Genomic DNA, 26,186 nt, shown 5'->3' on the forward strand with positions numbered 1-26,186 from the left:
TCTCAGACGCATACTGTTCGTACCTGCTAAAGCGCCTTTCGCAATTTTCGCACAACAGACGCTCCCAAAAGCCAGTCTGATGCGTCGTGTCCGAGATCCGGCCTGATTGAAGATCACGAACGACAACCATGCGAGGATGAACCGTAGGATCAAGCACCGCCTTGTAGGCCAAATCGGGCAAGATGTGTGATCGGCATAGCTTTGCGGATCTCCCGCAAAGCGCGCAAGATTGGGAAGATGGATTCAAGATTGTGGCACTCTTTATAGTGCAGAAGTAAGACGACCGCAAAGCCGCGCTCGGACTTCAATTCTGGAGCGCCGCCGCCTTTGACATCCGCGCGGGAGCATGTCGCTCCAGGATGAAAAAGCCGCCGCCCTCACCGAGATTCTAGCTGTCACCGGCGAACCCGTCGTGTGGCAAGGTCAGACCTACCAGGCTCTGGTCACCGACAATCCGCTGAGCCTCGAACTCGCGCTTGGTGGCTTCGTGGCCAAAGGCGATTGCACGATGAAGATCCCGCGCGCGGCGTTCACGGACGAGAAACCGAAGATCGGCGATCCGATTCAATTCCAGGAAACGGACTACCGCATCACACGCGTCACTGACCATCCGCAGTATCCAATGCTGGTGCTCGTGGCCGAACCGAAGGAGTAACGATGATCGACCACGCTCTCGACGATACGCTGCTTGCGTATCTCAAACAAATGCCCCAGCTCACGGCGCTCAACGGTTACACCGGCCAGGAAAACGCAGAACACAAGCTGCCGGCGCTCACGGTCAGCACCACAACGGCCGAGGCGCTTGCCGGCTCCGACCTGGCTTTCAAGGGCGAAGTGGACGTGATCATCGAAAGCGAGGCGCACGACACGACTGCCGATGCCCATGCCGAGCGCGTGGAATCGGTGCGCGCAGCCCTCGCGGATCGCGCCACGGTCATTGCCGCGCTGAACGCGACGGAAAAACTGCACATCTATGGCTATGCCCCAATCGGCACCGAGCCCACCGTGGGCGACGCCCGTTTCAACACGAAGATCAAGTATCGGTTCGGCTTCGGGCCAGCATGAGCGTTGACACCGAAAGCGAGGCAACCGTGAACGCCATCCAGGAAACCCTCACCAAACATCGGCAGGAAAAGGCCATGATCGAAAAGCGCTCGGCGGGCGATCAGCAACGCCTGCGCGAACTCGACGCCATCATTGCGGCGCTGGAAGCCATTCCCCCGGCACCCACCGACGTTCTGGCCGAAGCACTCACCACGAACCAGAACTAAGCCATGCCCGCCAGCGACGTATCATTCGGCATTACGCGCCATGAAGGCGCGCTCATCGACTCGGTGGAGACCGACGACAGCGTGCAGGTCAAGGAATTGGCGGGCAGCGACGGCGAAATCGCCCGCGTCCGGCCCTATCGCAAAATGACCGAGGGCTCGGTGAAGGGACACGGCACACTTTCGGTGGTACCCGGCGTCGGCGACCCCGGCGTGACCGGCGTGGGCAGCACGGGCGTGACCGTGATCACGAACGTGAAGCAGAACGAGACCAACGAGGATTTCGACGGCTGGGAATACAGCTTCAAGAATTACCCGAACGCCGAGGCCGTGAGCTAACCATGAAAAAAGGCGATCAACTTTGCATCCTGCGCGCCGATGTGAACACCGAAGCGGACGCACTCAATATCCTGCGCCTGGTCGGGGCGCTCACGGCAGTCGGCGTTCAACTCGATGACGATTGCCCGTATCTGGAAACGCGCGAGCTGGTCGAAGCCGGCGAACGCCGTTTGGTCACTTGGACCCTCAAGGCCCGGAGCATTTGCGGCCGGTTTGAAACGCGCAAACTCATCGACGCCTGGCACGATCCGGTCTGGACGACGCAACACCTGGAGCATCCCTTCGCCTACATCAAGACGGCGTTCCAAAACGCCAGCTTGCTCGGCGCGGAAGTCGCCCGGCTCGCACCGGTCGCACTCATCCGTAAAGGCCGTCGATTCGCGCTCGTGCCCTTCGATGCGACGCCGGAACGCCGCCAGGAACTTCTCACCGCTCTCGAAAAATGAACGCTGCCGAAAGAACGCAAGCCAATCTCGACACGTTCGTCGAACCCGCGCCGTGCGCAGGCGGTATCACGCTGCGCCCGTTCTCCGCTGGAACACTTACGCTCTGCCGTGCGCTCGGGCTCACCATGATCACTGGGGCCGCCAAGGAGGAGCTTGAGGCGATGTCGGCCGAGGACAAGCAACGGCAGCTCACGACGTTTCTGTTCATTCAATCCCAGCCGCTGGGCGTGGTGAAAAAGGCCGTGAAGATCGCTCGCGAAAATCGGGCGGCATTTGAGGAGGAGTATCTGCTGCCATTTGAGCTGGACCTGCCGGTGGCGGCGATGTTCGAGACTATGAGCCAGCTTGAGCAGAGCCTCGTTTCCATCGAGGCCGCGCAGGTGGAAGTCCACGCCCGGCCAGGCGGACGACAGAACGAGTCGAAGACTCAGCCAACCCCAAACTGATTGAGCCGGTGTGGACGGCGAGTTTCGTCTTCACACTGGCGCGAGAAACCGGGTGGCCCGAGCACTTCATCTTCTGGGAACTGCCGCTCGCGCGACTTCTGCAATACCAGCACTGCGCGCTGCGGGCCTACGACGTATGGACGGTGCCGATTGGTCCGGCGCCTGACGCGCAATTCGACCGGTTGCTCACCGGATGGAGGCCGCATGAAAGCTGATGTAAAATTCGATCTGCGCCCGATCCAGCGTGCCATTAAGAAGCTCCAGCCGCAGGTCAAGAAATCTCGGCGGGAACTGACTGAGCAGGCCGCCAAGGGGTTCGTGAAAGAAGTTATCGAAATCACGCCGCCCGGTGGGAGCGGCCGGCGCGGCAACGCCGCGAAAAAGACGGGCGAAGCCGCCATCAAATACGATCTGGCACGGGTGATGATCGCCGTGCGGGCGGTCAAGAACGTGATCCTGCAAGACCCGCGCGCGATTCATGACCGTCTGCGCGACATGCGGACCGGGCGCATCAACCCGCGTAATCTCAAGCACCCGTATCCGGTCGAGGCCTCGGCGCTGCGAGCGTTGCAGCGCGAACTGCTCGCGCGCGTCGGTAAGCTCGCCGGGGGCTGGAATGCGGGCGCGGACAAACTTGGCGCGAAAGTGCCCGCGTGGGTTTCACGCCAGGGCGACGGGCGCGGCGCAATGAGTGTTGTGAACTCGATCCGGCAGTTTCGCATCACTCTGACCAACTCCGTGAAATACGTGACCAACGTGGCCGACTACGTGCGGCGGGTCGAATCGGCCATTGGGATCCAGGCGGCAAAGATGGAACGGAAAGCGGAGTTCCTTTTGACCCGTGCTTTGAGACGAGCGGGTTGGAAGTAGATTGCTAACATCCTAAGCCGCCCGAATCTTTAGCTTCGGAGCGAGCAGTCTATATCGGTCGCGACAACGTTCCCACAACCCGGCGCTTTTCAGGGACGCGATTGTTTTGCTAGCAGATACGTCTCTTGCATGAAGCCTGTGAGTGAGCGCCCAGTTAACGACCGCTTCAGGACCTCGAGCCGAATTCCCCCAAGGAGTTGGACTATCCGTCAGCAACGAGTGATAGGCAGCCATATACAGGAGACCTTTTTCACCCATGTCGTTGAGCAGAAGTGAGCTAACTTCGGCAGCCAATTTTCTACAAACACCAGAATATAGAATGACGTCGCGCGGACGCAGGATTACTCGATCGCCCGAAATATTAGGCAGCGGCATCGATGGCGTTCCCCGAGGCGTATTCACTTTCTTCCACTTCTTCGCAAAGTCAGGATCGCTGAGAGATTTGGCGAGTTCGCCAGTCATACGTCCATTGCGATGCGCGATGCAATTTCTGGCGCGGTGAAAGAACTGATAGACGGCAACAAGCTCTTCGGTGGGTTTCGATTTCCAGCCGCAAGCATTCCATAGTTTCACTAGTGGAAGTGTAGAATAGTCGTCAGCCGCTTCATTCACCACAGTAGTCGCTTTCCGTTGTTCTTTGCCGTGACTGCGATGCGCCACCCAACGACTCATTTCGGCATCAGTCGATACTAAAAAGTCCTCCATGGCGGAATCAACACGGACAATGGCCATCTCGACGAAAAAAAGCGTGGCATCTGCCAGTTCCTTTTGCGGGTCGTAGTGATTCAGTCCGCCCCACGGTTCGCCTGCGCCCTCGATTAGTGCTGAGAGCAGCTTACTACCCACATGGCCAGTGCCGACCGAACGTTCAGTGAATGCGAGAGATCCCGCGATCGTTTTCACCAGACGATTCAAGGACTCGTGGAACCGATGAAAGGCGTAAAACGGCTCAGTGTTCGCTTTGGAAATGTCCATCCAGCTTATGATGTCATTGTTGGCGAGTGCTCGTCACGCCTTGAGAATGCGAGATGTTTGCGTTGACGCGGCGCGGCAGGCATGCCGAAAGCCACCGCCGTATTCGATGCCGACGACAGCCGCCTGGGAGCGGCGCTCGTGCGCATCAACCAGCGGATGCTCGCCCTCCAAGAGCGTGTGGCGAAATTCGCCGGGGCTTGGGTGGCCGTTCAGTCCGTATCGCATCTCGTGGCCACCGGATTCGAGCACCTGCGTGGAGCGTTCGAGGTTGGGGACAAGCTAAGCGAACTCTCGGCCAATACCGGCGTGGGCCGTGGGCGATCTTGTCGTGCTCCAGCAGGAATTCGCCAACGCAGGAAAGTCGGCGGAGGACCTCGGGCCTGTCTTCGCCAAGATGGCCAAGTCCGTCCACGGCGATGCCGCCGCGGAAACGATCGAGAAGCTCGGCTTGAACCTCGACGCTCTCAAACACAAGACACCCGCGGAGCAGTTCCGGGCGTTGGGTGCGGCCATCAACCAGGTCAAAGACCCATCGCAGCGCGCGGCCATGGCGATGGAGATTTTCGGGCGCAACGGCGCAGAGATGCTCGCGGTGTTTGCCTCCAACGGGTTTGAGGAAGCCGCCGAGCAGGTCGGTTCCCAGGCGCAGATTCTCGGGCGTGACGCGACACTCTTCCATGACGTGAGCGACAAACTCAACGCTACGGGGGTTAAGGTGCGCGGGTTCTGGGTTGGCGTGGCCGATCAGGTCGCCCCGGTGCTCAAACCACTGCTCGATCAGTTCATGAAGATGGATCTGGCGAGCTGGGGTCAAATGGCGGGCGAAGCCGTGGCTTTCATTGTCCAGGCATTCGCCGATGGAAAGATCGGCGACATCCTTTTCACCTCGGCGAAGATCGCCTTCGCCAACGCCGTGAACTTTCTCGCGGGGGCCATCATGGCTGTCGCCCAGGCGCTCTGGCAGGCCTTTTCCGAGTCGATCAAGAACGCCATTGCCCTCTTTGAAATCCTGACCACGGCCGATTTCTGGGTGGGCATGGGCAAGGCGCTGCTCGGCATCGCGCAAGGTTTCATCGCTTTCCTGCTCGAAGGTGTCGCCAAGCTCCTCGATTACCTGAAGGAAGTGCCGCTCGTCGGCGACAAGGTGGGGGACACCGCGCAATCGATCCGGCAGACCGCACAATGCTTCCGAGACGCCGGGCAGGACAATCGAGACGCTGGCGCCGACTTGCTCACGCCTGCGGTCGACAAGGCCGCCGAGCGGATGCGCGACGCGGTGGCCAATATCGGCAAAGCGCTGGGCGAAGGTTTCGGCAAGGGCAACACCGCCATCGACACGAGCGAGTGGCAGCAACACATGGAGGACGCCATCGACGGGGTCATGGCGCGCGTGCAAAGCGTCTCCGAAAAATCGCGCGCGGACGCGAAACCGCGCCCGGAGAATACCGGGGCGTACGACGAGGAACTCGACGCCAAGAAGAAGCCGTCCGTGTCCGCCTTGCAGAAAATCGGCGGCGGCGGACGCGCGAGCTACAGCACGGGTGACCCGATGCTGCGTGAGGCACAGCGGCAGACGCGCGAATTGAGCACGCAGACCGGGCTGCTTCGCGACGTGAAAAAGCTCCTCGATAAACCACCGGTTGCGCCACCGACGCCGATGCCGGTTTTCGGCTAAGTCCATGTCCTCGACTCCGCTTCAAACCACCGGCATTACGGGCGGCATTTCTGAGACAGGCATCGCGACTATCGAGGTGCCCGTCTTCGTCGACACGCTGGCTGAGGCGCTCACGGTGCTGCCCAATCTCGGCATCCTGCTGCCTTACCGGTCGCGCAATTTCAGCCAGGAGGACGATGGCACCTACAAGGTCGTCTTGCATTTCGAGGGCATCGCCCCGCAGGGTCCCGACGACAACCAGGTCACTTTCGAGCTGGATACATCCATGGCCGAAGACCCCATCCAGACCCATCCGTTCTTCGACACCCTCAAGACCAAGTATGCCTGGGACGCGGTGAAGGAACAGTTCGCCGAATTGCTGCCCGACACCGGTGGCCAGCAAACGGCGCTGAGCGGCGGCAGCCAGAAAACGAAAAAGAACCCGCTTTTTGGCGTGGAAAACTGGCTCTCTGTGGGTGCCACCTTTCGCAAGACCTACTCCGCGCTTACCATCCCTTCGACGATACTGCGCGGCATCGGCACGATCGTGGACCAACCGCCTGGCATCGCTCAGTTCAACATTCCATCGGCGGCCAAGAAACGGAATTGGCTCAAGCTTGCGCCGAAGATCAAGCGCAAGGGCAACGCGGTCGAGATCACCGAAGAATACATGCTCTCGGGTCCGAACGGCTGGATCGCGGACGTATATGGCCAGGCGCAACTCGAAGGTGGCCAATGACCGAACTGCCCTTTGTCCGGCGCGGCCAGCCGATCACTGCCGAGCTTTGGAACAAGCTCGTGGCCGCCGTGCGCTCCGTGCGGCTGCTGCCGGGCGACGGCGCGCGGCTGCGCTCGACTCCGGACGGAACGCTCGTCGGCTTCGATGCCGCGCCATCGCCGTGGCCGCATGCGTTTCAAGTCACACTTTTCGGACAAACCGCGGCGCAGATCAGCTCAGGACTGGTCAATGGGATCGAACCGAAGATCGGCGATGTCCCGATGAGCGGAACCGACAAACAACCTCCGCCCCGGCTGGAATTCGGCAAGCTTAAGCTCGATCCTAACAATCGCGGCTACGTCGCCATCGAGATCACCTGCGACGACAAATGGAAAATCACCACCATGGAGATGGTGCAGGTGGCGTACTTCGATTCCGAGAACGGCGAAGACCCACCGACGAGGAGTGGCGGCGTGAGCGCGATTGGCGGCATTCCCGGCATCTCCGGCCGGCGCGTGCGCTATCCCGTGGCCATGCTGGTCCAGCGCAAATCCGGGCAGCTCGACGTGGTGCAAATCGTCTTCTTCAACCTGGCCCATCGCGCCCAGCCGCGGGACAACCAGAGCGATGCAGCGCGGCATTTCTTCTGGCCGGGCGCCGCATGAAATCTTTGATTTCCGCCGAAGCTTGGAATGGGCAGGTGCGCGCGGTCCGGCGCGCTCGCGTCACCCCGGGGCAGGGTTGCATCATCGAGCAGACCCCGAACGGCTGCATCCTGAGCGGTGCAGGGAAGATCCGGTGGCGGCATCCGTGGCAGGTCAGCGCCCAATGGAACGTCGATCCGACGATTCAACCTCTGGGCGGGCAATGGACAGCGACGCTCTGGCCCGGCTTCGTGAACGCGCAGGACGTGACCATCGAAGTCGAAGTCGCCTCCAAACCCAACGTGCAGAAGCAACCGGTTCAGGTGCCGCTGACTGAGGAAGACCCGCCGCTATTGATCCTCTCCGGCTTCCGCGATCCGGCGGCGCCCGGCCTGCCCCAGGCATCGGACGACGGCGACATCATCATCCCACCGGGCGAGGGGTATCCAAAGTTCTTCGATTCCCTCGGCGTCGTGCCCGCTTCCAACGGCGGCACCGGCCTCGGCGCACTCGACTCGACGCCAGACCCGACCCGCACGCGGCAGATTCGCGGCTGCGACATCGCGCTCGTTACGCCGCGCCTGGCTACCCACCAGCAGGTCGATGTGCTCGACCCGGGCACCGACGCGCAGAGCGTTTCGATCTCAACGGTGTTCGACAACACGGCACTCATCAACGCCAAGTCTGCGCACTGGCTGATCGCCACGTCCAAATGGGAGCCGCCGATGGAACCGACCGATCTTGACCGTCTCATGGGCACGGCCGTCGAACCGCAGACCGATGAAATCAAGATCGCCACGGTCTGGCTGGTCTCGCCGCCCGACGTGGGGAGTGATGCTCAGCCCGATGAGACGTGGACGGCGTATCCCCAGCACTTCGTATTCTGGAATTTGAATTACGCCAGCCGCGCGCAAATTTCCGCAGCCCCGCCGCAGCCGTTGAAGCTGGTCACTGGTCTCGCCTTGGGTGTCGCCGACACGCTCATCAATGGGCTGCTCTCGCCGCTCAACGATGCCAACGCTGAAGTTTCCGCCATGCTGAATGCGGCGAATTTCAGCGGGCGCTATTGGAGTATATAGCGATGCCTGGACTCGATCCTCACCAGCGTCGCCTCGAACGCGAAGCCCAGGCCGTTCAGCAGAATCTACCGCCACCGCTCGACCCGCCGTTCCCTTTCCAGCCCACGCCCTTCGATCCGTGGTTCTTCGGGATCGAGAACGATCCGCCAGCGGCGACTGGATCGCCGCCCGCCAGCACGGATTGACACGCCCCGCCCGGCGTGAGCGACCTCGAACTCTATGCTGATCTTTCGACCCGCACGCTCGTGGCCAGCGACGGCAGCACGTTGACGCTCCCGACGTTGGTTCTGGGCGACCAGTGCGTTTGCTCGCTGAAAATCCTCGACCGCATCGACGGCGGCGATTTGACCGCACGCGATCTGAACGTGCGCACATTGCGCGCCTCGATCGGCAACGTGCTCGCACCTCCGACCGATGGCGCGTTCACGCTGCGTTTCGCGGGCGATCCATCGGACGCATTGAATCCGGGCTCCTCAGCGGCGGAGATGAAGGCCGCGCTTGATACCCTCGATCCGAACGGCACCTATCAATTGCAAGAGGTCACCGCCAGTGTGCCGGGCTGCTGGCTGCTGCGCTTTGCGAACACAGGCGCGATTCCGCTGGCCGTGGCAGCGAATACTCTCCAGCCAGAATCCTTCGTTCGCATCCGCGCCTTCGAGCAGAGCGGACGGCGCTGGCACGAAATTCGGCTCATTCAAACACCCGTCGTTTTCACCGGGACGTACGAGCGCGTGCTCCCACCGCCGCCCACCATCACGCGCATCCGCAGCGGAAACTCGCAGGGTGACTTTCAGGTCGATGAAATCCAGGCGCTCATCGTGCCATCGAATTTCAACGGCACTTACTACCTGGCGTGGAACTTTCGCACGACCAAGCTGCTCGGAATCGACGACGGCCCCGATCAAATTGCCGCGGCGCTCAACGCCATGTTCGCCGATGGCGCCACGCGCTTCACGGTGAGCAATCCGGAGCCCAACTACGCTTACATCGATTTTGGCGGCGACCTGGCGGGCACACCGCAGCCGCTCATGACCGTAACCGTGCACTCCTTCCAGCCGGGAGTGCTCACGTTCACCCTTGATCTGGCACGGGCGGAGCTGGCTTCGGCATTACGCAACGTCGCGCAGATCGAACTGCCCTTTGAGGTGGAACTGGAAATGGTCGATAACGATCAGGACGCAGCGGATCCCACGGTGCCGGGGCGGCTGATCACGCTCTTCCAGAAACCCATCACCATCGAGCGCGAGTTGATCTGGGATGAACTCGCGGACATTCCGGCGATTGACTGGATGCGGCCACCACAGCCGCGGGACTACATCCCATTCACGCGGGACCAGATCATCACCGGAGCGCAGCACTACATCTCCGTCATTGGGGACGGCGCGCGGAGCAGTATCCAGCTTGATCACAACCTTGGCACGTCCGCGCTGCATCTCACCGTGCGGGAAAACCAGGCCGACGGCCGCCGTCTACTCGACAACGAGTTTGAACTGCATTTCCCGAGCAACAACGAAGTGGTGCTCGATTTTCCCGCCGGTTCGCCACCGGCACTCGACGGCCTCGTCGTGACGATCTCGACCGCTGGCCCGGCCTCGGCGTTCCAAAATCACACGCACACCATCGCCCAAATCATCGGGCTACAGGACGCGCTCTTCGCCCTCGGGGCACGGCTGGCGGCCATTGAGGACCTGCTGCCTACGGTGCAACCCACCCTTCCGGCGGCCAACACGCAACCGCTTCAGATTCAACTTCCAGATAAGACCGAAGTTTTTCCCGGAAAACTGCCGGCGGGCTTCGATCCGAAATCGCTTTCCAGCAGCACCGCTACTACCACTGCGATGCCACGGGCTGCCGGACTCCTTCCGGCGATTCACAATGTCACCGTGCAGCCGATTGCCGTTCCGCTGCCGCCTGCTGCGGCCAGCGCCGGAAAGGTTTTCCAGAACAACACGGCAACGCCGCTGCTCGTGCCGGGCGGACTTGGGCGGCGTGGTGCTTATCTGGAAGCGGGCGGGTTCGCGGGCAGCGATGGCCGGGTCTGGTACCGCCTCACGCACGTCGCAGCCACGACCTCGTATTTCCCGACCGACTTCGAGCGCGAACTGTTCCTCTTCCACGTCAACGAGCAGATGCTGCGCGCCGGACAGGCACTCACGCTCGAGTTTGATCTCGCGTTGCAACTCCTGCAGGCGACCGGAGCGCCCCACGAAACGCGCGGCCAGTATCTGATCGTGATCGAACTGGGCAGCGCGCCGAGCCAGACCACGCCTGCGCCCACTGCCGAGAACCTCCTCGATGTGCAGTGGCAGGACACGCCGTTGCTCTCACAGCGGCTCATCGTCTCTTCCCTCCAGCTTAAGCACCACTTCGGCGCGAACATCCGGCGCGACATTAACGGCGCGCTACTCGCCGACCGCCTGCTTTACAATGTCTGGGCCGGGGGCGCTCCCACACCCGCCGGGCCGAACTTCGTCGTTCGGGCGCGGCTCATTCAGTGGGACACGGAGAACTCCGTACGCGGTGCCAAGGGCAACATTTTCTATGCGTTCACCGGCGCGAAAGCCTCCATCGCCTGACCATGGCCATTCCCGTCATCACCACCACCCAAAGCGTGCTCGGCTATCGTCAGTGGCAGACCTGGGCTTTCCAGCCGTGGGCGGATAACACGCCGACCTATTGGCTGTGCACGCCACTCCCCTCGGGCCTCAAGTTCGATCCGGCGACGGGTCGCATCCATGGCGCGGCGACCGTGCCCGGCGTCTATGAATTCTCTCTGCGCGCTGGGAACACCAGTGGTGTCAGCGATCCGATGCTCTTCACGATGGGCATCGAGGCGGCAAGCCAGGCGCAGGACAGCGAAGTGGAACTCTTCATCGACGTGACCTCGCGGCTCGTCGGATTCGAAGCAACGTCCCTGGCGGCCAGCACCACTCCATTGCTCTGGCTCAAACGCGGCGACACGATGATCTTTCACGTCACCTTCGTGAAGAATGGCGCGACGGCTGATCTCGACCTGGCAACGCTCAAGTTCGCCCTCAAGCAGCTCGAACCGGAAAGCGTGCTCGTCGAGGGCACGAGTTGGCAGCGGCTCGGCACCGGCGATACGGCCGCCTTTCGCGTGAGCATCACTCTGGCCAGCGATCTCCTCGACTCCGCCCTGAGCGACAACGAGGACGACGCGGGCACGCAGTTCAACGCGCTCGCGGAGTTCGAGTGGACGGAAAACAACCCCTACGCGGTCGGTCCGCCGCTGCTGCGCTCCAGTTCGCGCACCTTCCTCGTCGTCATGGCGCGCGACCTGATCCGTGATGCATGAAGAATCTCAACTGGTTCCAAGCGCGTGACCTCGCGCAGAAGCAGGGCCGAGCGGTGCGTCGCGATGCCTGGCGCAAGTGGCTCTATTACACGCCATGGTATCTGTGGTTCATCGCCGAGAACGATGCCCACGGCGTGCAACACCGCTGGGTCGTCAAGAACGGCGATTTCGGTTCCGCCGAATTCATCGCCTTGGATTGGACAGATGAACCGTGGCCAGACGAGCCCGATCCTGTGAACGGCCCGGTCACGCCCCCGAGCCCGGGTCCGAGCTGGGGTCCATGGCCGCCGATCAGTTCGAACCTTCCGCACCCGATCCCCCCGATCGTAATCTTCAGTGGAGGCGGCGGCCCGCCGAGCGGCCCACCCACTGATCCTCCGCCCCATCACAATCCCCCTCAAAACCAGCCGGCGACGGTCAGCGTATCCGTGGACTACATCAACATGGACGGCTACGATGAGGAAAAGGGATGCATCCAGGACAATGGTGGGGGCAGTCACTCCGGTAGCTTTTCCGTTAGCGTGACCGTGTCCGGCGGGCCACCCGGCGTCGGTACCCTCGACGTGCGCATGGGCACGCAGAGCCCGCAGCTCGGCACCGCGTGGGATGGTTACAACGGCGATTTTGAATTCGACGATATTCCGTTTTCGCCCGGCGGCTCGCTCACGGCCACAGCCAATTACTCGATCAACGGACAGACGGCCACCGGCTCCGGCCAATTCCAGGTCCCGGACACCTGCCAACCCGACTACGGCGACGACGGCCAGTGATTGACATGGCGGCGTCGGCATGAAGCCACCCGCCTATCAGTCGCCTAATTCGGCCCAATCGGATCGTCCTGCTGGCGCGCGCGACGCGCACGCCATTCTTCCACCTCCACGGGCCCGTTCCCAACCGGTCCGCTATCTCGAAGGCGTCACCACCTGCGTGAACTACGCCGATTTCCTCGACGTGACGCTTTCCGAGAATCTCCACCACTTCAACGAGTTCGTCGTCGTCACCACTCCAGATGATCTGGCGACACAGAACGTGTGCAGCAAACACGGCGTGATCTGCGTCGAGACGAACGTCTTCTCGAAGGACGGCACGCACTTCGCCGCGGGCAAGAGCCACGCGATCAATCTCGGCCTCTCCCATCTCAAGCAGACCGGTTGGCTGCTGCATCTCGACGCCGACATCGCGTTGCCAGATCGCTTCCGCGCCATGCTGGACAAGGCGGCGCTGGATCCGACTTGCCTGCACGGCGCCGACCGACTGGAGGTGCGCTCCCATGATCGGTGGGCGCAAGTCCAAGGCGACGAGGGTTATGCTCGCCAGTACCGCTACCGCTTCCTGCTCTCGGCGCCGGAGTTGCCGCTGAGCCCGCGCTTCGTCCACGACGTGCACGGGTTCTGTCCGCTCGGCTATTTCCAGCTCTGGCACTCCAGCCAGCGCCGGCAGTATCCCTACAACCAGGGCGGGCGCGAGCAGACGGATGTGCTCTTTGCCACTCAATGGGAACCGGAGGACCGGCGCATCCTGCCGACCGTCCTCTGCTATCACCTGCAATCCGAACCGGCGCCGCTCGGTGCCAACTGGCATGGCCGCCGCACGAAACCCTTCACGCCGTGAATATCGTCTTCGGTTTGACTGTTCACGACGAACCTGCCGGCCAGATCGACTGGTGTCTGACCTGGTTGCGCCGCGCGTATCCGTCCGCGCCAGTCTTCGTTGTCAGCGACGGGCCGCATCCCTATGAATCGGCGGTGCTGGCCGTCTGCCGTCAGCATCGAGCGCACTTCGAGCGGGGTAAACGGCTCAAGGTGCTCGAGGCCGGTGCGGCGTGGTGGCAGCGGTTCTTCACGCTTGGCCACGCCTATCGCCCCGACTGGCTCGTGAAGTTCGATGCGGACACCAGGATTCGCCGGTGTGTGGATTTCTCGAAGGCTGCGTCGACGGCGGATGTGATCGGTCGCGTCACGACTCCGGGCCTCCCCCACGAAAATGTGCAGGGTGGGTTCCAGGCGATTCGCGGTTCGGCCGTAGAGCGCATCCTCGACAGCGACGAATGCCTGTCACTCCTTTGGCGTGACCCGGCAAGCTGGGCACGTGGTGAGTGTGGCCGGCTGATTCGTCGCGGGGAGATTTCGACGGATTTCACCTTGATGGCGATTCTGCGCGCGCTGCGAATGCACTGGGCGAATCATGACGAGATCGATTCCCACTGGCGGGCACCGCGAACCTGGTGTCCCAGCGCGGCGGTGACTCATCCGCACAAGGGCATGACGCCGGCCGACGCCGAGCCGCCGGGAATCAGTCTCTGCATGACCTGCTACAACCGGCTCTCGTTTCTCCAGCAGACGCTCCCCCGCAATCTCGCCTGCCTCGACCCTCGCGATGAAATCGTGCTCCTGGATTACGGCTCGACCGATGGGCTGGGCGATTGGGTGCGCATGGCGCTGCTTGATGCACTGCGCGACGGGCGGCTGAAATACTTCCGCGCTGAAACGAGTCGCTGGCATGTTTCGCACGCGAAGAATGTGGCGCATCGGCTCGCCACCCGGCGGGTCGTCTGCAATCTCGATGCCGACAACTTTGCTCCAGCGGGATTTGCCGACTGGCTGCGCGAGGTGTTTCTCGATGGCCCGGCGATCACGCATGGAGATGCGCAGAGCTATGGCGGCGGCTACGGCCGGATCGCGTTGTTTAAGGAAGACTTCCTGCGGCTCGGCGGTTACGACGAGCGCTTCGTCGGCTGGAGCTATGACGATGAGGATCTGCGGCGGCGGGCCATGGCCAGCGGTCTGCGCGCTGTGGTCACGCCAGCACCGTTCATTACGTTCTTGCATCACTCCCACGCGATCCGGCAATTCGCACCCGGAGCGACGACGCAAGAAGAGGACCTCGCCTTCGGCCGCGCAATTTCCCGCGGTTCGCTGGCGCAGGGCCGGTTGCGTGCCAATCAGGGCCAGGTCTGGGGCCGGGCGCTGGTCCGGTGCTTTGACGGGGAACTCGTCGCCTCATGAAGAAGCTCGTCTGCGTGTCGTCGTATTCCAGCGGGCTGAAGCATCGCTTCGCGCTCCTCAACCAGGTAAGGAACTTCGGCCACCTGCACGGTTACGATGTGCATTTCCTCTGGGGCGTGAGTAGGGGTGTGGCCTATTGCCACTGGGAGGAACTTTTCGGGCCGCTTGAGGGAATTCGCGTGACCAACGTCAGCGAGGCGGAGGTGGATCGGATCGGTCGGCTTCAGAAAGCGGCTCCCCTGATTGAGTACGAAGGCGAGCGGCTTGATGTGGTGAGCGATGGGTGTCCGCTCACTGATCGGATGTTCGCGTTCAACCTTCCCGCGACCGATTATCTCGAAAGGCTCGTGCCGAACTCCGCACGCCCGAAAATGCGCCTCCTCGCTCCGCCGAATGACGCGATCCGGGTGAGCGTGGATGCCCTGGCGCGCAAACACCGGCTCGCACAGCGCACCGGCATTCGCGTCCGCGTGACCGAAGCGGCGCACGATCCGCGCAAGCCGCACCGCAACAAAGCCGAACTCGATCAATGTCTCGTGCCGTTGCTGCGGCTGCCAGCCGACATGCCCGCGTTCATCGTGACCGATTCTGAATACGTCCAGTGCAGGCTCGCGACGCACTTCGTCGATGCCGTCTGGCTGCCGAAAGAGTTCGATCTGACCGAGAATGGCAGCCACTACGTTCACCGGTCCGACAAGGCCGCGATGTTCACGTTCCTCAAGGAAGCGTTCTGCCTCTGCGCCTGCCGGCGCGTCATCAACATCGGCGGATTCCTCAACGATCAAGCCGCGTGCGTCTGGCTCCCACCGTATCAAGAAACTCCAGCGCCTTTGACAGCGCTAGCGGTGTAACCATGGACATCAACGAAGCCATTCAAACCATCGATCACGCCGCCCACCAGGACGACCGCTGGATGTTCGTCGCCCTGCTCTTGATTGGCCTGATCACGATCTATTTCCTCGCGCGGTACTTCATGAAGCAGATTGCGGAGCTTCAGCAGGAGATCGCGGCCGTGCGAACCGAGTTTGAGAGCCATCTCAAGACGGCCAACGCTGACATGGTGGCTGCGCTCACCAAGAGCACCGAGGTCATCGCGCACAACTCCGCGATTCTGGAGCAGATCCAGAAAAAGCTCGGCGCGTGATTTGAGAACCGGAGCAGAGGTTGAGGCCAACCTTGACCGCCGCCAGTGGAGCTAATCACGGCGGCGCAAGCAGCCCCGGTTTCATAAAAGGGGAGATAATCGTTTCGGCACGATTATCTCCTTCATCCGGCGATGCCCCGAGTCAGGCGCGCGAGGGCGGCGTCGATGGCCGACTTGCGAAACCGCAGCGCGCGCCCGATGCGAATGAACGGGATGTGTCCCCCGATCCGCCAGTTGTAGAGTTGGCGCGGTTTGATCCGGAGATAATCCGCGGCTTCCTGCTCAGTCATCAGGCGATCTTCGATTGCTGCTGTTTGCGTGCTCACGCCGGATGGCGGTGTGTCAAACCGCCATCCGGCACCAAGCGCTGGCTCACGCCACGGCCGTGATCGGGACGATGTTGGCGGGCGTCTCCGGCAGCACGCCGAACCACAGGTTGCCCTGGCTCTTGGTCACGACCTTCCGGTAATTGCTGAACACTTTCTGCGGCGAATTGCCGAGTTCCAGCGACAGCTTCGAGACGTCTTCCATGACCGCGAGCCGGTAGCTCGCGTAGCTATGGCGCAGCCCGTTCTGCTTCCACTTGAACGGCGGGGCCTCCGGGTCCTGCTCTCGCCGCACGGCGTCTGCCTTCTTGGCGGCCGTGCCGAATGCCTCGGCAAGGCAAACGGGCAGGCTGTAGTTCAAGACCGGGCCGTGGCGTTTCACGAAGGGACGAATCCAGGCCGAGAGCGGTTCGAGGATCGGCACGAGTCGGCGCGACGCGGTCTTGGTCTGGTCGCACCCAATGTCGATCACCCCTTCCTCCCAGTTAAAATTCTCCCAGTTGAGCCGGAGCATTTCCGCCGAGCGGATGCCGGTGAAGGCGCCGATGAGGATCGCGAGTTTCGGTTGTCCCTCGGACACGGTGAGCAGCTCGCGCAATTCCTGCGGCGTGAAAATCTGGATCGGCTTCGACTTGATCTTCGGTTTCTCCAGCCAGCGCGCTTCCGTCTCCCGATCGCGAGGCAGGTAGCCGCGGCGGCGGGCGAAATTGAACAGAGTGATGATGAGGCGTCGGAAGTTGTTCCTCGTGGCCAGGCCGATGGAGAGCTTGCGAAGCCATTCCTCGATGTCGCGCGTGCAAACGTGCGAAATTGGCGTCTGGAAATCGGTGGCGAAGACCCGCAGCCGCCAGCCACAGTCATCGAGGTAGACCTGGCTCAAGCCGTCGGCGGTTTTCGTCGCGATGAATTCCTCGACCACTTGCGACACCGTGCGGATCAGGTCCGGGCGCACTGCGTTGTGGAGGAAGAACTCGATGGCCTGGCGCACCGTGCCGTTGTCCCCGAGCTTCTGCAGGATGTCGGCGTATTCGCCGGCGACGACATGCAGCGGCACGGCCACCGGGCCGAGCCGGCGTTGGGCTTCACGGTAGGTTTGGGCGTCCGTGATCGAGATGGCCGGTGCATTCACCTGCCCGGCGGCGAGCTGCTCAGCCTGGGCCTTGGCGAAGTCTTCGGCCTTCTGCGGATCGGCGAAGAGCTTCCGATACGGCTTTTCACCAACTCTCCAGTAAACAGTGTAAATCGGGCGCTTTTTGAGGGTGCCCGAGTAGATCTTGAGGTGCACGGAACCTGCCTTGATCGTGCGAATTCGGGCTCGATTTCCGGGGGCCGAAGCGCATGGTTTTTTCATGCTTTCTTCATGCCTGTCAACGCCTTCGACGTAAGTCGTTGGCGCTGAGAGCGACCCTAACGGGATTCGAACCCGTGTTACTCCCGTGAAAGGGGAGTGTCCTAGGCCACTGGACGATAGGGTCTTTTGGAAAAGAGCTCGGGAATCTGGCGAGCTTGCCCCTGCCTTGCAAGCAGATTCTCACACGATATTTTTGGGCCGGTCCGTTCGCTGCGCCCTGCTCTTGCGCACAGGTCTTAAATCTCTTCCATTACCCGTGATGACCACCGAAGAGGTTCTAAATCAATTCCGCGATCCCGGCAACGCCATCCCCTACGAGGCGATGATAGAGGTGATTGCCAGTCCTGAGGAGTTTGTCCCGGTACTCATTCGCGAAATCGAGGTCGCCGCCGAACTGGCGGATAAAATTGACCCCGACGATTGCCTGCCGGCGTTCGCGCTTTATCTCCTCGCCCAACTCCGCGAAAGCCGCGCCTTGGAGCCGGTTCTTCGCTACTTCGCCCTCGATGAAAAGACGGAGATGGATCTCTTTCAGGATGTGATTTCCACCGACGGCAAAGACATTCTCGCCGCGATAGGTCGCGATCGCCCCGAACGCCTGCGGGAATATGCCCTCCAGCCCGACCTGAGCCTCATGGTGCGCACCATGGTCTGGGACGCCCTCGTCTGCCAGGTGCAACGTGGCGAACAGCCGCGCGAACCGCTGGTCGCGTACTTCCGCGAGTTGTTTGCCAGCAATGCCTGGCTCGATGACGAAGAGTTGTGGAGCCTTCTCATTGCGGCTTGCCTGGATCTGCATCCGCGCGAACTCCTGGAGCCCATTCGCGGCATCTACGAGCGCGATCTCGTCGATACCTCTTTCGTGGGTGACTTCGACACGGTCGAAGCCGAAGCAGCCAGAGATCCCGAGGAGTGGCGACGCAGCTTTGTCGAAGCCCATCCTCCGTTGACAGATGCAGCGGAAGCCATTTCCTGGTGGAGTTGTTTCCAACCGCCGGATCCTTTTGACGATTTTGGAGATGATGACGGAGACGGCCTCGGTGATATCGAATCCGATCCCTTTTATTTGCAAGACCCTGGTCCGCCCGGGGAACCCTTTCAACGCACCGAACCCAAGATCGGCCGAAACGATCTTTGCCCCTGCGGCAGCGGGAAAAAATATAAGAAGTGCTGCCTGCATAAGCAAACGGAAGGGCAGTGAAATAGATCTCCTTTTCCTCCTCTGTGGCTCTCCGCGTTCCCGGCGGCTCGCCCATTACCGGCTGCCACCATTCCCCACCTCCGCCTCGGTCCTCTGCGTTAAAACCGGGCCGACGTTTTAATTGCCGCTCCGCTGTCGCGGACGAGCACCGCCCCGGAAAACACCACCGCATCGGTTTGCTTGCCAGAAACCCGGAAACGCCCCTACCCTTTGCCGCCCGGGTGGATTTCGAGCCCGTGTCCATTACCGTAGCCCGCATGCATCCACTCTCTCGTTCTCTTTGTGCTCTCGCTGGCGTTTTGGCGTTCGCGGCTCTGCCGCAGGCCAGCGCCGATCCGCTTGCCGAGCTGGCCGCGGTCTCCGCTTTTAAGTCCGTGGATCTCGACAAACTCGCGGCCGGCACCGTGCAGATCGCCCGCGGCCCGGCCATGAATTTCCCGCGCGGCCTGGCCGTGGAAAGCGTTTATGTCATGCGCGTGCCGGTGCAGAAGGCGCTGCAGATTCACGAACAGTGGAATCCGAACAAACATCCGGAGCTGAAGGTCTACCTGCACAGCGAGCTTTCCTCCAAGCCGACCGCGGCGGAATTCCAGAAATTGACCAGCGCTCCGGCCAATGGCTCGGTGAAGGCGCTCGTCGCCGCCACGGATAAGCTCGGCTCCGGCTCGACCTCGCTGCAGTTGAGCAATGCCGATGTCAAAGCCTACGCTAGCACGCCCGGCGCGACCTCCGGAGGCACATTTCCGCCGAAGGTGGCTGGGTTCTGGACCAATCTTCTCCAGCAGCGCACACAGAACTATCTTTCTGGCGGCGCGGCGCGGATGCCAGCCTACGAGACCGGTGGTGAAACGGTGCGGCTCTCGGAAGAAGTCGCCCGTCTGCTCAAGGATGCACCCAAGGTCCGCAGCCAGTTCGGCGCCTTGATCGAGTCCAACCCGCTAACCGGCAGCAAGGGGACTGCGCCGCAATCCATCTACTGGGAGATGTTCGATGAGGAGGGCCTGGCGGCGATCAATCTCGGGGCGCTTTACGTGCGCACCAGCGGCGACAGCTGCCAGGCGGTCGACGGCCAGTTCTACGCCAGCGGTGGCTACTACACGCTGCTCACCTTTTACCAGTTCTGGCCGGTGAAGGTCGGCGGCAAGGACTGCGCGCTCATCTGGCGTTGCGATCTCATTTCCGCCGCCGAGCTGGGCACGCTGAAGGGGGTCGAGCGCATGGGCTCGAGCACCGCGATGATGCGGGAAACGAAAAAAAGCATCGAAAGCCTCTTGAAGGATTCGAGGCAAACACCTTGAGTGATGAGGTTTATGCCGCCGTTCACGAGTAGCCAGCCGGTCGGACACCGCCCGAAATCGCCCGCCATCTGCGCGGCGGGGCTTGGCGCGCTGTTTTCGCTCCTCGCCGTGGCATCCGCCGTGGCCCAGGAGAAAGAACAGACGACCACCACCAGCGGCAAGCTGTCGCTGGAATCCGATTTCTCCTTCGGTCTGGTCGGCAATTCGAATTTCCGCCAGCGTTCCGAGGAAGGAAAAGCTTCCGCATGGGACATGGGCGCGCGAGATGTCGTGTCGTTCCAGGCGCATGAGGGTTTTCTCCTGCGCTTTGGCCTCGAGTTCCATCGCTACAATTTCGACGTCCCGACTACGCTGAATCTGCCCAGCAAGCTCCAGGAGTCCAATCTCGTCGTTGGCGCGGATCTGCAGTTGGGCGATGCGTGGATCGTCCGCGTGGAAGCGCAGCCGGGTTACTATGGCGGTAACACGGAATTGCGGACCTCCAATTTCGATTGCCCGATCGTTCTCGGCGCTTCCTATTTCGCGAGCTCCGATCTGCAATTCGTCGTCGGCCTGAGCGTCGATCCCCAGCGCAAATACCCGGTTCTTCCCGGCATCGGCTTCCGCTACCAATACAACAGCAATTGGGTGTTCGATTTCATCCTGCCGCAACCGCGCATCGAGTACAATCTCGATAAATCGATCCTCCTCTACGTCGGCGGCGATCTCCAGGGCAGCACCTTCCGCGTGAACTCGGAATTCGGCGACAACCATGGCGTACCGAAGCTGAACGATGCCTGGGTCGATTACACCCAGGTGCGCGTTGGCGTAGGAGCTTCGTGGAAGATCCGACCGTCGCTCACCCTCGAGGTCGAGGCCGGCATTGTCCCGATCCAGGAATTCGATTTCCATCGCGCCGACATCCGCGCCAGCGCCACCGAAATCCCGCCCTACGGCGGCGTGGTGCTGAAGGCGGCTTTCTAACTCGCCGAAACCAAAATCACCCCCGCCGTCACCAGCAGAATCCCCGTGATGAGCGTGGCGCTCAACCGCTCCTTGAGGAAATACGCGGAGCAAACCGCGATCAGGATCACGCTCAAATCCTGAAAGGGAAACAGGTAACTGAGCTCCAGCTTTTGCAGCAGACCGATGTTCACGAAGAACGAGATGGTCATGCTGAAAATGCTGCCGGCAAAAATCCACCATGCCTGTCGGCGTCGCGGATCGCCTTTCGGAAATTCTCCGAGCTTGTTCATCGCCGCCTTCAGCAGCAATTGCCCGGCGACGATCGTCACTAATGAAAGCACAATGAGCAGGGCCGTCATAACGCTTCGTCGAGTTTCTCGTTCAGCTTGGCGAAAGGCCGTGCGATGACCAGCAGCCCGAGGATGACCAGGGAGATGCCCAGCCAGCGGCGGGGGCTGATTGCTTCTCCGAGAATCAGCCAGCAGCCGAGCGGCATGAAGACGTGCACCACATTCGAGCACGTGAACGCCAGGCTCAGCGGAATGGCGCGAATGGCGCGAATCCAGGCCACAAAACTGAGGATGGTCAGGACGATCCCCGCCCAGACCCATTTGGATTCCAATCCGGTCAACCCCAGCCACGGCAGAACGGACGGCCGCGATGCGGTCTCCGCGGCGCCCAGCTTGAGACAAATCTCCGATGCCGTCGCCGTGATCGCTGAAGCGAGAATGGCGATGATCGCGCCACGACCGGAATGACGCGTCGCCGGGAGGCTCTTCACCTCGGGCTTTTCGGGAATCGCGGTCAGTTCCATGGGGACGTGGCGTTTCGGCGCAACGGATCAGGAAGTTGCGGGCGTCGTGGTCCCGGCCGTTTCGCTGCGGGGTGGCAGATCGGGATCGAGGAAGCCGAGGGCGTGCGGCGGCTTGATCACGCGCACCCCTTCCCGCTGCTGCACATCCTGAATCTGCCGATGGAGCGCTTCCATGCGCGTCCAATGCGCCTTCGGCCGGAAATGATGCTCAGCGTGATACCCATTGTAGAACCACACCCAGTTATAAAGCTTGTGATAGCTGCTCACGCCCCAGGCGATCGGCTTGTCCGGATTCCCGCCGTAGTGAAGATAGTAACCATTCAGGTAACTCAGGCAGTGGCCAAAGTACATGAACGGCAGGAAGAAGAGAATGTAATGCCAGTTGAGCAGCGCGACCGTAGCGAGACAGGCGATGAAGGCACCCAGCTCCACCTTGCCCCAGCGCGCTTCTTCCGGCCCGCGTTTCCCCAGTTCCCTGGCGATCTCCGCCGGGTTATCGCGGAAGAAACTCAGGAAGGTGTAAGTCCACGGATTCTCCGCCTGCCCATCGTGCCCGTGCCGGTAGATCGAGAGCCAATCCACCGTGTCGCCGTTTTCATCCTGCCGGTCGCTATTTCCCTTGTGATGCTGCATATGCACCACGTCGTAATAGCTCTGCGAAAAACAGCAGGCGACCGACTCCATCACGCTGAAGAGCCGATTGGCCAGCGGCGAGCGGAAGTAGGGGTTGTGGATGAAGTTGTGCGAGATGCCGTTGATATTCCACGAGATGCTTACCGCGTAGATGAAGCCAAGGATGAGCATGACCCACAACGGCGCACGTGGGAACAGATAGAACATCAGCCAGAAATAGGCGAAGTGCGCGACCCCGAGCGCCACGGGAATCGCGTCCCACCGGGTATAGGCAAAGATCCGGGAGTCGGTCTTGACGTCTTCGATGCGGAGCGGTTCGGCAGGCATGGCAGGATCAAATAACGGCGACGCCGGGTGCGGCGGTGAGAGCACTCCAGATCATTCGCAGAGCACGCCCGTTGCGCGCGGCTGCTTCCGCGGGATTCACCGGGTCCAGCCGCGGGTGATCGATCGTGGATTCGATGCGCTGTTTGAAGCGCTCGAAAGTGGGCACGGAGTAAGCGCCGCAGAGATCGCCGCCCGCGAGGCTGGCCTGCGCACGCAGTTCATCGAGCGCCCAAAGAATGTCTTCGACGGTGAACAGCCCCTGCTCCCAGTTGGTCGCCGATTCATCGCTGCTCAGGCAGTCGAGATCGACGGTGACGTACAGCCGCTCGCCGGCCAGGCGCTGCGCGAAGGCACTGAATTTCTCCTGCCAATCCTCGCGAGTCATTCCCGGCCAGCGTTTGCGGCCGGAGGGCTTCAGCCGTTCCGTCCACGGCCAGACTTCGAGCTGCTGGTTGCGCAAGGCGCGGCGGTTCACGAAGAGGTGGCCCGGAAAATTGAGTTCGAAATTGCCGCAGCCCCAGATCACTGCCTTGCGCACGTGGGGCAGCTCCAGCGCGCGATTGATCCACGTGCCGCAGCACCAGCGTGGTGGGCGGATGTCCCAGTCGGGATGGTTGTCGAAAGAAACGATCGTGACCGGCTCCTCGAACTGCCGCAGCCACAGCGCGCTCAGGTGATGGTAATCGCCCGAGCCGAACAGCGTGTATTTCGCCATCTTCGGCCGCACGAATTCATAAAATTCCTCGATGCCCCGCGCGGTGGCGCTGTAGCGCAGACGCGGACCCCAGCTCCGGCAATCGGCATACGCCTCGGTCGCATCCTTCGGCCAGGCGCCATCGAGGTCGATGTGAATGGATTGCGCAGGAGTCATTGTAGGTTCACGAAACAAAGCCGGGAGCATAAGTGCGGACCAGCGATCATCAAGCGATTCATTCCGGCAGACCGGCGCCGCAGCTTCCTCCAGACTGAGTAGGCGTTCAGACAACGTAACGTGTGGCGACCGCGGTAGCGGCGGTCTGTGAGCGTCGAGAGTGGCGTTTGGAATCGACGGTCGAGTATCCATTCAGCGCGCGTTGAATTTTAGCCCGGAGGGCTGTCGGACCGTAGCCGGGGGTAAGCGAGTCTGCGAGCGCTACCCCCGGATCACGTCGCAAAAAGCGGATGCACCCCGAAGGAGGTGCCGGAATTTCTCACTGACGAAAGATTCCGCCACCCCTCCGGAGTGGAGTCGTGGAGGGCGGGTGTTCCGGGGTGGCGCTCGCAGACTCGCTTACCCCCCGGCTACGGTCCGACAGCCCTCCGGGCTGAGGTTGGCGCGCGCTCAACGGATACACGGGCGCAGACCGTCGCTACAGAGTCCCGCTTGACTCCCCCGCCCGCGAGCGATAGCCACGCGCCATGTCGGAGCGTGTTCTTGATTGCCCCCAGTGCGGTGCGCCGGTCAAGCTGCGCTCGGCGGCGGCGGTCTTTGCCGTCTGCGAACACTGCCGCTCGATGGTCGTGGTAAAAGGTGCCAGCGCCGAGGCAATCGGCGAAATGGCCGTGCTGCCGCCCGATCTCAGCCCCTTCCAGGTCGGGACGCGCGGCGAATGGAAAGGCCGCGGCTTCGAAATCGTGGGCCGCGTCCGCGTGGAGTGGGCCGAGGGAAGCTGGAACGAATGGTGCATCCTCTACGACGCCACGATCACCGGCTGGCTGGCTGAAGCGCAGGGTTTTCTCATGGTCAGCTTTGCTACCGAGATCGATCACCCGCTCTCCACCGACGTGCGCGATTACGTGGCCGGCAAGCAACTGCAAATCAACGGCCAGCGCTGGACGGTGAACGACGTGAAGCAAGTAACCTGTCGCGCCAGCGAAGGTGAATTGCCCATGGCCGCCACGCCCGCGTCCAAGCGCCTCAGCGTGGATCTCTTCAGCTCGCATTCCGGCTTCGCCAGCATCGAGCTCACCGATAGCGGCGCGGAAATTTACATCGGCGAGTACGCCGGACTTCGATGCCCTGAAATTCGCGACCCTCCGTCCCGTGCCCGGCTGGAATGCCGAGGTCGCGCAGGAGAAGAATCAGACCACCCGCGCTCTCCTGCCCGTCGTGTGGGGCGCCCGGTGCAGTTGCGCGCCGTGGGTCTCTCCATGTCGGTAGTCTGCGGTTCGTGCGCCGTGGTCATCGACACCTCGAAACCGGAATGCAAAATCATCCAGCGCGCCGATCTGGCGAATCGCAGTCTCGCGCCGCTCCTCCCGCTCGGCCAGCGCGGGAAACTCTTCGACGTCGACTACGAAGTCATCGGCTTCGTGAAGCGTGAGGACAGGACCTCCAGTTGGTCGGAATTCCTGCTCTTCAATCCGTGGCAGGGCTTCCGCTGGCTCGTGACCTATCAAGGCCACTGGAGTTTCATCGAGCGCGTGCCCGCCTTGGCCGATGTGCAGGCCAACGTCGTCGAGTGCGAAGGCCGCGACTACAAGTTTTACACCAAGGGCACGGCGAACGTGGCGGGAGTGCTCGGCGAATTTTACTGGAAGGTGCAGCGCGGCGAGCGCGCGGATGTTTTCGATTACATCGCGCCACCTTACATTCTCTCGAAGGAGGTCTATCCGGGGCTGAATGAATTCACCTGGTCACGCGGCAAATATGTGGAGCCGGCGGTGATCGCCAGGGCCTTCGGCCTCGCGAAGCCGACGCTGCCGGTGGATATCTATCTCAACCAACCGAACCCGTACTACGAGAGCTGGAGGGACATTCGGTGGGTCGCTTTCGCGGCGCTCCTCCTCCTCCTCTTCCTGCAGGTCCGGGCCAGTCGAGGGCATCCCGAAATCAGCGTGGCGAACGAACGATTCATCTTCCAAAAAGTGACCGCTTCGCCCAAGCCGCCACCCACCGATCCCACCTCGCCCGACATCGCCAATTCGACCCCGGCCGACCCGGCGAAGACCTTCACCACGCCGCACTTCACTCTCGCCGGTGGCGAACAGCGCGTGGACATCGACGCCGCGGCTGACGTGGACAACAACTGGATCGATCTCGACCTCCGTCTCGTCAATGTGAACACGAACGCCTCTTTCCCCGCCTTCGTCGAGCTCAGCTACTACCATGGCTCCGACGAAGACGGCCCGTGGAGTGAGGGTTCGTACAGCAGCAGCGTGTCCATCCCCTCGGTACCACCCGGAGAATATTTCCTCTCCGTCGAGCCCAGCGTCGATACCCAAACCACGCGGGTACCCTTCTCCGTGATTGTCCGCTCCGGCGGAGTCTTCGCCTCGAATTTCATCGTGATGCTCCTCTGCGTGTTGTTCTATCCAGCCATGCTCTTCTGGCGCCGACACACCTTCGAAGCCGAGCGATGGTCGGAAGCCGACGGCGGTTACCCGTGGCAAAGGAACGACTGATTT

At 61.8% G+C, this 26,186-nt stretch carries 32 protein-coding genes and 1 tRNA gene; 24 read left to right on the forward strand and 9 right to left on the reverse strand.

From position 1 onward, the window contains the following. Positions 1-346: 346 nt before the first annotated feature. Genes CFE428DRAFT_RS06485 through CFE428DRAFT_RS06520 form a run of 8 tightly spaced genes read left to right on the forward strand, consistent with a single transcriptional unit; the run spans position 347 to position 3,369 of the window. A complete protein-coding gene (locus tag CFE428DRAFT_RS06485; RefSeq protein WP_006978679.1) occupies positions 347-655 on the forward strand; it encodes a hypothetical protein in 309 nt (102 codons plus the stop codon). A gap of 2 nt (positions 656-657) precedes the next feature. Then, a complete protein-coding gene (locus tag CFE428DRAFT_RS06490) occupies positions 658-1,065 on the forward strand; it encodes a hypothetical protein (protein WP_006978680.1) in 408 nt (135 codons plus the stop codon). Further along, positions 1,062-1,271 (forward strand): hypothetical protein, encoded by a 210-nt coding sequence (locus CFE428DRAFT_RS06495; protein WP_006978681.1) that lies wholly within the window; start codon positions 1,062-1,064, stop codon positions 1,269-1,271. The genes CFE428DRAFT_RS06490 and CFE428DRAFT_RS06495 overlap by 4 nt, the downstream gene beginning before the upstream one ends. A gap of 3 nt (positions 1,272-1,274) precedes the next feature. Next, a complete protein-coding gene (locus CFE428DRAFT_RS06500; protein ID WP_006978682.1) occupies positions 1,275-1,607 on the forward strand; it encodes a hypothetical protein in 333 nt (110 codons plus the stop codon). Positions 1,608-1,609: 2 nt separating this feature from the next. Then, a complete protein-coding gene (locus CFE428DRAFT_RS06505; protein ID WP_006978683.1) occupies positions 1,610-2,053 on the forward strand; it encodes a hypothetical protein in 444 nt (147 codons plus the stop codon). After that, a complete protein-coding gene (locus CFE428DRAFT_RS06510) occupies positions 2,050-2,499 on the forward strand; it encodes a hypothetical protein (protein WP_006978684.1) in 450 nt (149 codons plus the stop codon). Before CFE428DRAFT_RS06505 ends, CFE428DRAFT_RS06510 begins: the two co-directional genes overlap by 4 nt. A gap of 8 nt (positions 2,500-2,507) precedes the next feature. Then, the gene (locus CFE428DRAFT_RS06515) at positions 2,508-2,714 is read left to right on the forward strand and encodes a hypothetical protein (RefSeq protein ID WP_042724521.1); all 207 of its coding nucleotides are present in this window, start codon (positions 2,508-2,510) and stop codon (positions 2,712-2,714) included. After that, positions 2,704-3,369 carry a hypothetical protein gene (locus CFE428DRAFT_RS06520; protein ID WP_006978685.1) on the forward strand — a complete coding sequence of 222 codons (666 nt, stop codon included), beginning with the start codon at positions 2,704-2,706 and terminating at the stop codon, positions 3,367-3,369. Before CFE428DRAFT_RS06515 ends, CFE428DRAFT_RS06520 begins: the two co-directional genes overlap by 11 nt. 12 nt (positions 3,370-3,381) lie before the next feature. Here CFE428DRAFT_RS06520 and CFE428DRAFT_RS06525 read toward each other — a convergent pair whose 3' ends face one another. Both CFE428DRAFT_RS06525 and CFE428DRAFT_RS06530 read right to left on the reverse strand, forming a co-directional pair. Next, positions 3,382-4,344, reverse strand: a complete 963-nt coding sequence (locus tag CFE428DRAFT_RS06525; RefSeq protein WP_006978686.1) for a hypothetical protein — start codon at positions 4,342-4,344, stop codon at positions 3,382-3,384. A gap of 33 nt (positions 4,345-4,377) precedes the next feature. After that, positions 4,378-4,593, reverse strand: coding sequence for a hypothetical protein (locus CFE428DRAFT_RS06530; protein ID WP_042724522.1), 216 nt, complete (start codon positions 4,591-4,593; stop codon positions 4,378-4,380). A gap of 64 nt (positions 4,594-4,657) precedes the next feature. On the opposite strand from CFE428DRAFT_RS06530, the gene CFE428DRAFT_RS06535 reads away from it, so the two are divergent. From CFE428DRAFT_RS06535 to CFE428DRAFT_RS06590, 12 genes are read left to right on the forward strand one after another with little or no spacing between them, the layout of a single operon-like run. Beyond that, entirely contained in the window at positions 4,658-6,019 is a 1,362-nt protein-coding gene (locus CFE428DRAFT_RS06535) for a phage tail tape measure protein (RefSeq protein ID WP_006978687.1), read from the forward strand. Positions 6,020-6,023: 4 nt separating this feature from the next. Continuing rightward, positions 6,024-6,737: a hypothetical protein gene (locus CFE428DRAFT_RS06540; RefSeq protein WP_006978688.1), complete on the forward strand. Its 714-nt coding sequence runs from the start codon at positions 6,024-6,026 to the stop codon at positions 6,735-6,737. After that, on the forward strand, positions 6,734-7,381 hold the full coding sequence (locus CFE428DRAFT_RS06545) for a hypothetical protein (protein WP_006978689.1): 648 nt from the start codon (positions 6,734-6,736) through the stop codon (positions 7,379-7,381). Before CFE428DRAFT_RS06540 ends, CFE428DRAFT_RS06545 begins: the two co-directional genes overlap by 4 nt. Continuing rightward, positions 7,378-8,439 (forward strand): hypothetical protein, encoded by a 1,062-nt coding sequence (locus tag CFE428DRAFT_RS06550; protein WP_006978690.1) that lies wholly within the window; start codon positions 7,378-7,380, stop codon positions 8,437-8,439. Before CFE428DRAFT_RS06545 ends, CFE428DRAFT_RS06550 begins: the two co-directional genes overlap by 4 nt. A gap of 2 nt (positions 8,440-8,441) precedes the next feature. Further along, positions 8,442-8,624, forward strand: coding sequence for a hypothetical protein (locus CFE428DRAFT_RS06555; RefSeq protein WP_006978691.1), 183 nt, complete (start codon positions 8,442-8,444; stop codon positions 8,622-8,624). 15 nt (positions 8,625-8,639) lie between these two features. After that, on the forward strand, positions 8,640-11,015 hold the full coding sequence (locus CFE428DRAFT_RS06560; RefSeq protein ID WP_006978692.1) for a hypothetical protein: 2,376 nt from the start codon (positions 8,640-8,642) through the stop codon (positions 11,013-11,015). A gap of 2 nt (positions 11,016-11,017) precedes the next feature. Then, on the forward strand, positions 11,018-11,755 hold the full coding sequence (locus CFE428DRAFT_RS06565; RefSeq protein WP_006978693.1) for an Ig domain-containing protein: 738 nt from the start codon (positions 11,018-11,020) through the stop codon (positions 11,753-11,755). Beyond that, positions 11,752-12,525: a hypothetical protein gene (locus CFE428DRAFT_RS06570; protein WP_006978694.1), complete on the forward strand. Its 774-nt coding sequence runs from the start codon at positions 11,752-11,754 to the stop codon at positions 12,523-12,525. The genes CFE428DRAFT_RS06565 and CFE428DRAFT_RS06570 overlap by 4 nt, the downstream gene beginning before the upstream one ends. 19 nt (positions 12,526-12,544) lie before the next feature. Then, the gene (locus CFE428DRAFT_RS37050) at positions 12,545-13,366 is read left to right on the forward strand and encodes a glycosyltransferase family 2 protein (protein WP_006978695.1); all 822 of its coding nucleotides are present in this window, start codon (positions 12,545-12,547) and stop codon (positions 13,364-13,366) included. Beyond that, a complete protein-coding gene (locus CFE428DRAFT_RS06580) occupies positions 13,363-14,760 on the forward strand; it encodes a glycosyltransferase family 2 protein (RefSeq protein ID WP_006978696.1) in 1,398 nt (465 codons plus the stop codon). Before CFE428DRAFT_RS37050 ends, CFE428DRAFT_RS06580 begins: the two co-directional genes overlap by 4 nt. Further along, complete coding sequence (locus tag CFE428DRAFT_RS06585; protein ID WP_006978697.1) at positions 14,757-15,611, forward strand: hypothetical protein; 855 nt, start codon at positions 14,757-14,759, stop codon at positions 15,609-15,611. Before CFE428DRAFT_RS06580 ends, CFE428DRAFT_RS06585 begins: the two co-directional genes overlap by 4 nt. A gap of 2 nt (positions 15,612-15,613) precedes the next feature. Further along, entirely contained in the window at positions 15,614-15,904 is a 291-nt protein-coding gene (locus CFE428DRAFT_RS06590) for a hypothetical protein (RefSeq protein ID WP_006978698.1), read from the forward strand. Positions 15,905-16,026: 122 nt separating this feature from the next. Here the strand turns inward: CFE428DRAFT_RS06590 and CFE428DRAFT_RS35450 are convergent, their stop codons facing one another. From CFE428DRAFT_RS35450 to CFE428DRAFT_RS06600, 3 genes are all read right to left on the reverse strand, one after another. Further along, complete coding sequence (locus tag CFE428DRAFT_RS35450) at positions 16,027-16,230, reverse strand: helix-turn-helix domain-containing protein (RefSeq protein ID WP_131989767.1); 204 nt, start codon at positions 16,228-16,230, stop codon at positions 16,027-16,029. A 46-nt stretch (positions 16,231-16,276) separates the two neighbouring features. Next, positions 16,277-17,581 (reverse strand): tyrosine-type recombinase/integrase, encoded by a 1,305-nt coding sequence (locus CFE428DRAFT_RS06595; protein WP_006978700.1) that lies wholly within the window; start codon positions 17,579-17,581, stop codon positions 16,277-16,279. A gap of 51 nt (positions 17,582-17,632) precedes the next feature. Beyond that, positions 17,633-17,705, reverse strand: a tRNA-Glu gene (locus tag CFE428DRAFT_RS06600). Between the two features lie 135 nt (positions 17,706-17,840). Between CFE428DRAFT_RS06600 and CFE428DRAFT_RS39580 the strand changes: the two genes are divergently transcribed. The 3 genes from CFE428DRAFT_RS39580 (at position 17,841) to CFE428DRAFT_RS06615 (ending at position 21,043) form a co-directional block, all read left to right on the forward strand. Next, complete coding sequence (locus CFE428DRAFT_RS39580; protein ID WP_006978701.1) at positions 17,841-18,782, forward strand: DUF1186 domain-containing protein; 942 nt, start codon at positions 17,841-17,843, stop codon at positions 18,780-18,782. 299 nt (positions 18,783-19,081) lie between these two features. Beyond that, the gene (locus CFE428DRAFT_RS06610) at positions 19,082-20,080 is read left to right on the forward strand and encodes a hypothetical protein (protein WP_042724524.1); all 999 of its coding nucleotides are present in this window, start codon (positions 19,082-19,084) and stop codon (positions 20,078-20,080) included. A 12-nt stretch (positions 20,081-20,092) separates the two neighbouring features. Beyond that, on the forward strand, positions 20,093-21,043 hold the full coding sequence (locus tag CFE428DRAFT_RS06615) for a DUF6268 family outer membrane beta-barrel protein (RefSeq protein WP_042724525.1): 951 nt from the start codon (positions 20,093-20,095) through the stop codon (positions 21,041-21,043). Here the strand turns inward: CFE428DRAFT_RS06615 and CFE428DRAFT_RS37055 are convergent. The 4 genes from CFE428DRAFT_RS37055 to CFE428DRAFT_RS33125 are packed head-to-tail and all read right to left on the reverse strand — an operon-like array spanning position 21,040 to position 23,688. Continuing rightward, positions 21,040-21,384 carry an EamA family transporter gene (locus CFE428DRAFT_RS37055; protein ID WP_006978704.1) on the reverse strand — a complete coding sequence of 115 codons (345 nt, stop codon included), beginning with the start codon at positions 21,382-21,384 and terminating at the stop codon, positions 21,040-21,042. The two genes, CFE428DRAFT_RS06615 and CFE428DRAFT_RS37055, sit on opposite strands and share 4 nt — an antisense overlap. Continuing rightward, on the reverse strand, positions 21,381-21,839 hold the full coding sequence (locus CFE428DRAFT_RS37060) for a DMT family transporter (RefSeq protein ID WP_006978705.1): 459 nt from the start codon (positions 21,837-21,839) through the stop codon (positions 21,381-21,383). The genes CFE428DRAFT_RS37055 and CFE428DRAFT_RS37060 overlap by 4 nt, the downstream gene beginning before the upstream one ends. 27 nt (positions 21,840-21,866) lie before the next feature. Further along, positions 21,867-22,799, reverse strand: a complete 933-nt coding sequence (locus CFE428DRAFT_RS06630; RefSeq protein ID WP_006978706.1) for a fatty acid desaturase family protein — start codon at positions 22,797-22,799, stop codon at positions 21,867-21,869. Between the two features lie 7 nt (positions 22,800-22,806). Beyond that, positions 22,807-23,688 carry an arginase family protein gene (locus CFE428DRAFT_RS33125; protein ID WP_162145242.1) on the reverse strand — a complete coding sequence of 294 codons (882 nt, stop codon included), beginning with the start codon at positions 23,686-23,688 and terminating at the stop codon, positions 22,807-22,809. 509 nt (positions 23,689-24,197) lie between these two features. Here CFE428DRAFT_RS33125 and CFE428DRAFT_RS06640 point away from each other — a divergent pair. Further along, the gene (locus CFE428DRAFT_RS06640) at positions 24,198-26,183 is read left to right on the forward strand and encodes a DUF4178 domain-containing protein (RefSeq protein ID WP_006978708.1); all 1,986 of its coding nucleotides are present in this window, start codon (positions 24,198-24,200) and stop codon (positions 26,181-26,183) included. Positions 26,184-26,186: the final 3 nt, after the last annotated feature.

Source organism: Chthoniobacter flavus Ellin428 (assembly GCF_000173075.1).
In the GTDB taxonomy this organism is placed as follows: domain Bacteria; phylum Verrucomicrobiota; class Verrucomicrobiia; order Chthoniobacterales; family Chthoniobacteraceae; genus Chthoniobacter; species Chthoniobacter flavus.

What these genes read in the sequence shown, in the direction of transcription:
- CFE428DRAFT_RS06485 (WP_006978679.1), top strand. Translation starts at nt 347, where the DNA reads ATGTCGCTCCAGGATGAAAAAGCCGCCGCCCTCACCGAGATTCTAGCT.
- CFE428DRAFT_RS06490 (WP_006978680.1), top strand. Translation starts at nt 658, where the DNA reads ATGATCGACCACGCTCTCGACGATACGCTGCTTGCGTATCTCAAACAA.
- CFE428DRAFT_RS06495 (WP_006978681.1), top strand. Translation starts at nt 1,062, where the DNA reads ATGAGCGTTGACACCGAAAGCGAGGCAACCGTGAACGCCATCCAGGAA.
- CFE428DRAFT_RS06500 (WP_006978682.1), top strand. Translation starts at nt 1,275, where the DNA reads ATGCCCGCCAGCGACGTATCATTCGGCATTACGCGCCATGAAGGCGCG.
- CFE428DRAFT_RS06505 (WP_006978683.1), top strand. Translation starts at nt 1,610, where the DNA reads ATGAAAAAAGGCGATCAACTTTGCATCCTGCGCGCCGATGTGAACACC.
- CFE428DRAFT_RS06510 (WP_006978684.1), top strand. Translation starts at nt 2,050, where the DNA reads ATGAACGCTGCCGAAAGAACGCAAGCCAATCTCGACACGTTCGTCGAA.
- CFE428DRAFT_RS06520 (WP_006978685.1), top strand. Translation starts at nt 2,704, where the DNA reads ATGAAAGCTGATGTAAAATTCGATCTGCGCCCGATCCAGCGTGCCATT.
- CFE428DRAFT_RS06525 (WP_006978686.1), bottom strand. Translation starts at nt 4,344, where the DNA reads ATGGACATTTCCAAAGCGAACACTGAGCCGTTTTACGCCTTTCATCGG.
- CFE428DRAFT_RS06540 (WP_006978688.1), top strand. Translation starts at nt 6,024, where the DNA reads ATGTCCTCGACTCCGCTTCAAACCACCGGCATTACGGGCGGCATTTCT.
- CFE428DRAFT_RS06545 (WP_006978689.1), top strand. Translation starts at nt 6,734, where the DNA reads ATGACCGAACTGCCCTTTGTCCGGCGCGGCCAGCCGATCACTGCCGAG.
- CFE428DRAFT_RS06550 (WP_006978690.1), top strand. Translation starts at nt 7,378, where the DNA reads ATGAAATCTTTGATTTCCGCCGAAGCTTGGAATGGGCAGGTGCGCGCG.
- CFE428DRAFT_RS06555 (WP_006978691.1), top strand. Translation starts at nt 8,442, where the DNA reads ATGCCTGGACTCGATCCTCACCAGCGTCGCCTCGAACGCGAAGCCCAG.
- CFE428DRAFT_RS06565 (WP_006978693.1), top strand. Translation starts at nt 11,018, where the DNA reads ATGGCCATTCCCGTCATCACCACCACCCAAAGCGTGCTCGGCTATCGT.
- CFE428DRAFT_RS06570 (WP_006978694.1), top strand. Translation starts at nt 11,752, where the DNA reads ATGAAGAATCTCAACTGGTTCCAAGCGCGTGACCTCGCGCAGAAGCAG.
- CFE428DRAFT_RS37050 (WP_006978695.1), top strand. Translation starts at nt 12,545, where the DNA reads ATGAAGCCACCCGCCTATCAGTCGCCTAATTCGGCCCAATCGGATCGT.
- CFE428DRAFT_RS06585 (WP_006978697.1), top strand. Translation starts at nt 14,757, where the DNA reads ATGAAGAAGCTCGTCTGCGTGTCGTCGTATTCCAGCGGGCTGAAGCAT.
- CFE428DRAFT_RS06590 (WP_006978698.1), top strand. Translation starts at nt 15,614, where the DNA reads ATGGACATCAACGAAGCCATTCAAACCATCGATCACGCCGCCCACCAG.
- CFE428DRAFT_RS06595 (WP_006978700.1), bottom strand. Translation starts at nt 17,581, where the DNA reads ATGAAAAAACCATGCGCTTCGGCCCCCGGAAATCGAGCCCGAATTCGC.
- CFE428DRAFT_RS39580 (WP_006978701.1), top strand. Translation starts at nt 17,841, where the DNA reads ATGACCACCGAAGAGGTTCTAAATCAATTCCGCGATCCCGGCAACGCC.
- CFE428DRAFT_RS06615 (WP_042724525.1), top strand. Translation starts at nt 20,093, where the DNA reads ATGCCGCCGTTCACGAGTAGCCAGCCGGTCGGACACCGCCCGAAATCG.
- CFE428DRAFT_RS37055 (WP_006978704.1), bottom strand. Translation starts at nt 21,384, where the DNA reads ATGACGGCCCTGCTCATTGTGCTTTCATTAGTGACGATCGTCGCCGGG.
- CFE428DRAFT_RS37060 (WP_006978705.1), bottom strand. Translation starts at nt 21,839, where the DNA reads ATGGAACTGACCGCGATTCCCGAAAAGCCCGAGGTGAAGAGCCTCCCG.
- CFE428DRAFT_RS06630 (WP_006978706.1), bottom strand. Translation starts at nt 22,799, where the DNA reads ATGCCTGCCGAACCGCTCCGCATCGAAGACGTCAAGACCGACTCCCGG.
- CFE428DRAFT_RS06640 (WP_006978708.1), top strand. Translation starts at nt 24,198, where the DNA reads ATGTCGGAGCGTGTTCTTGATTGCCCCCAGTGCGGTGCGCCGGTCAAG.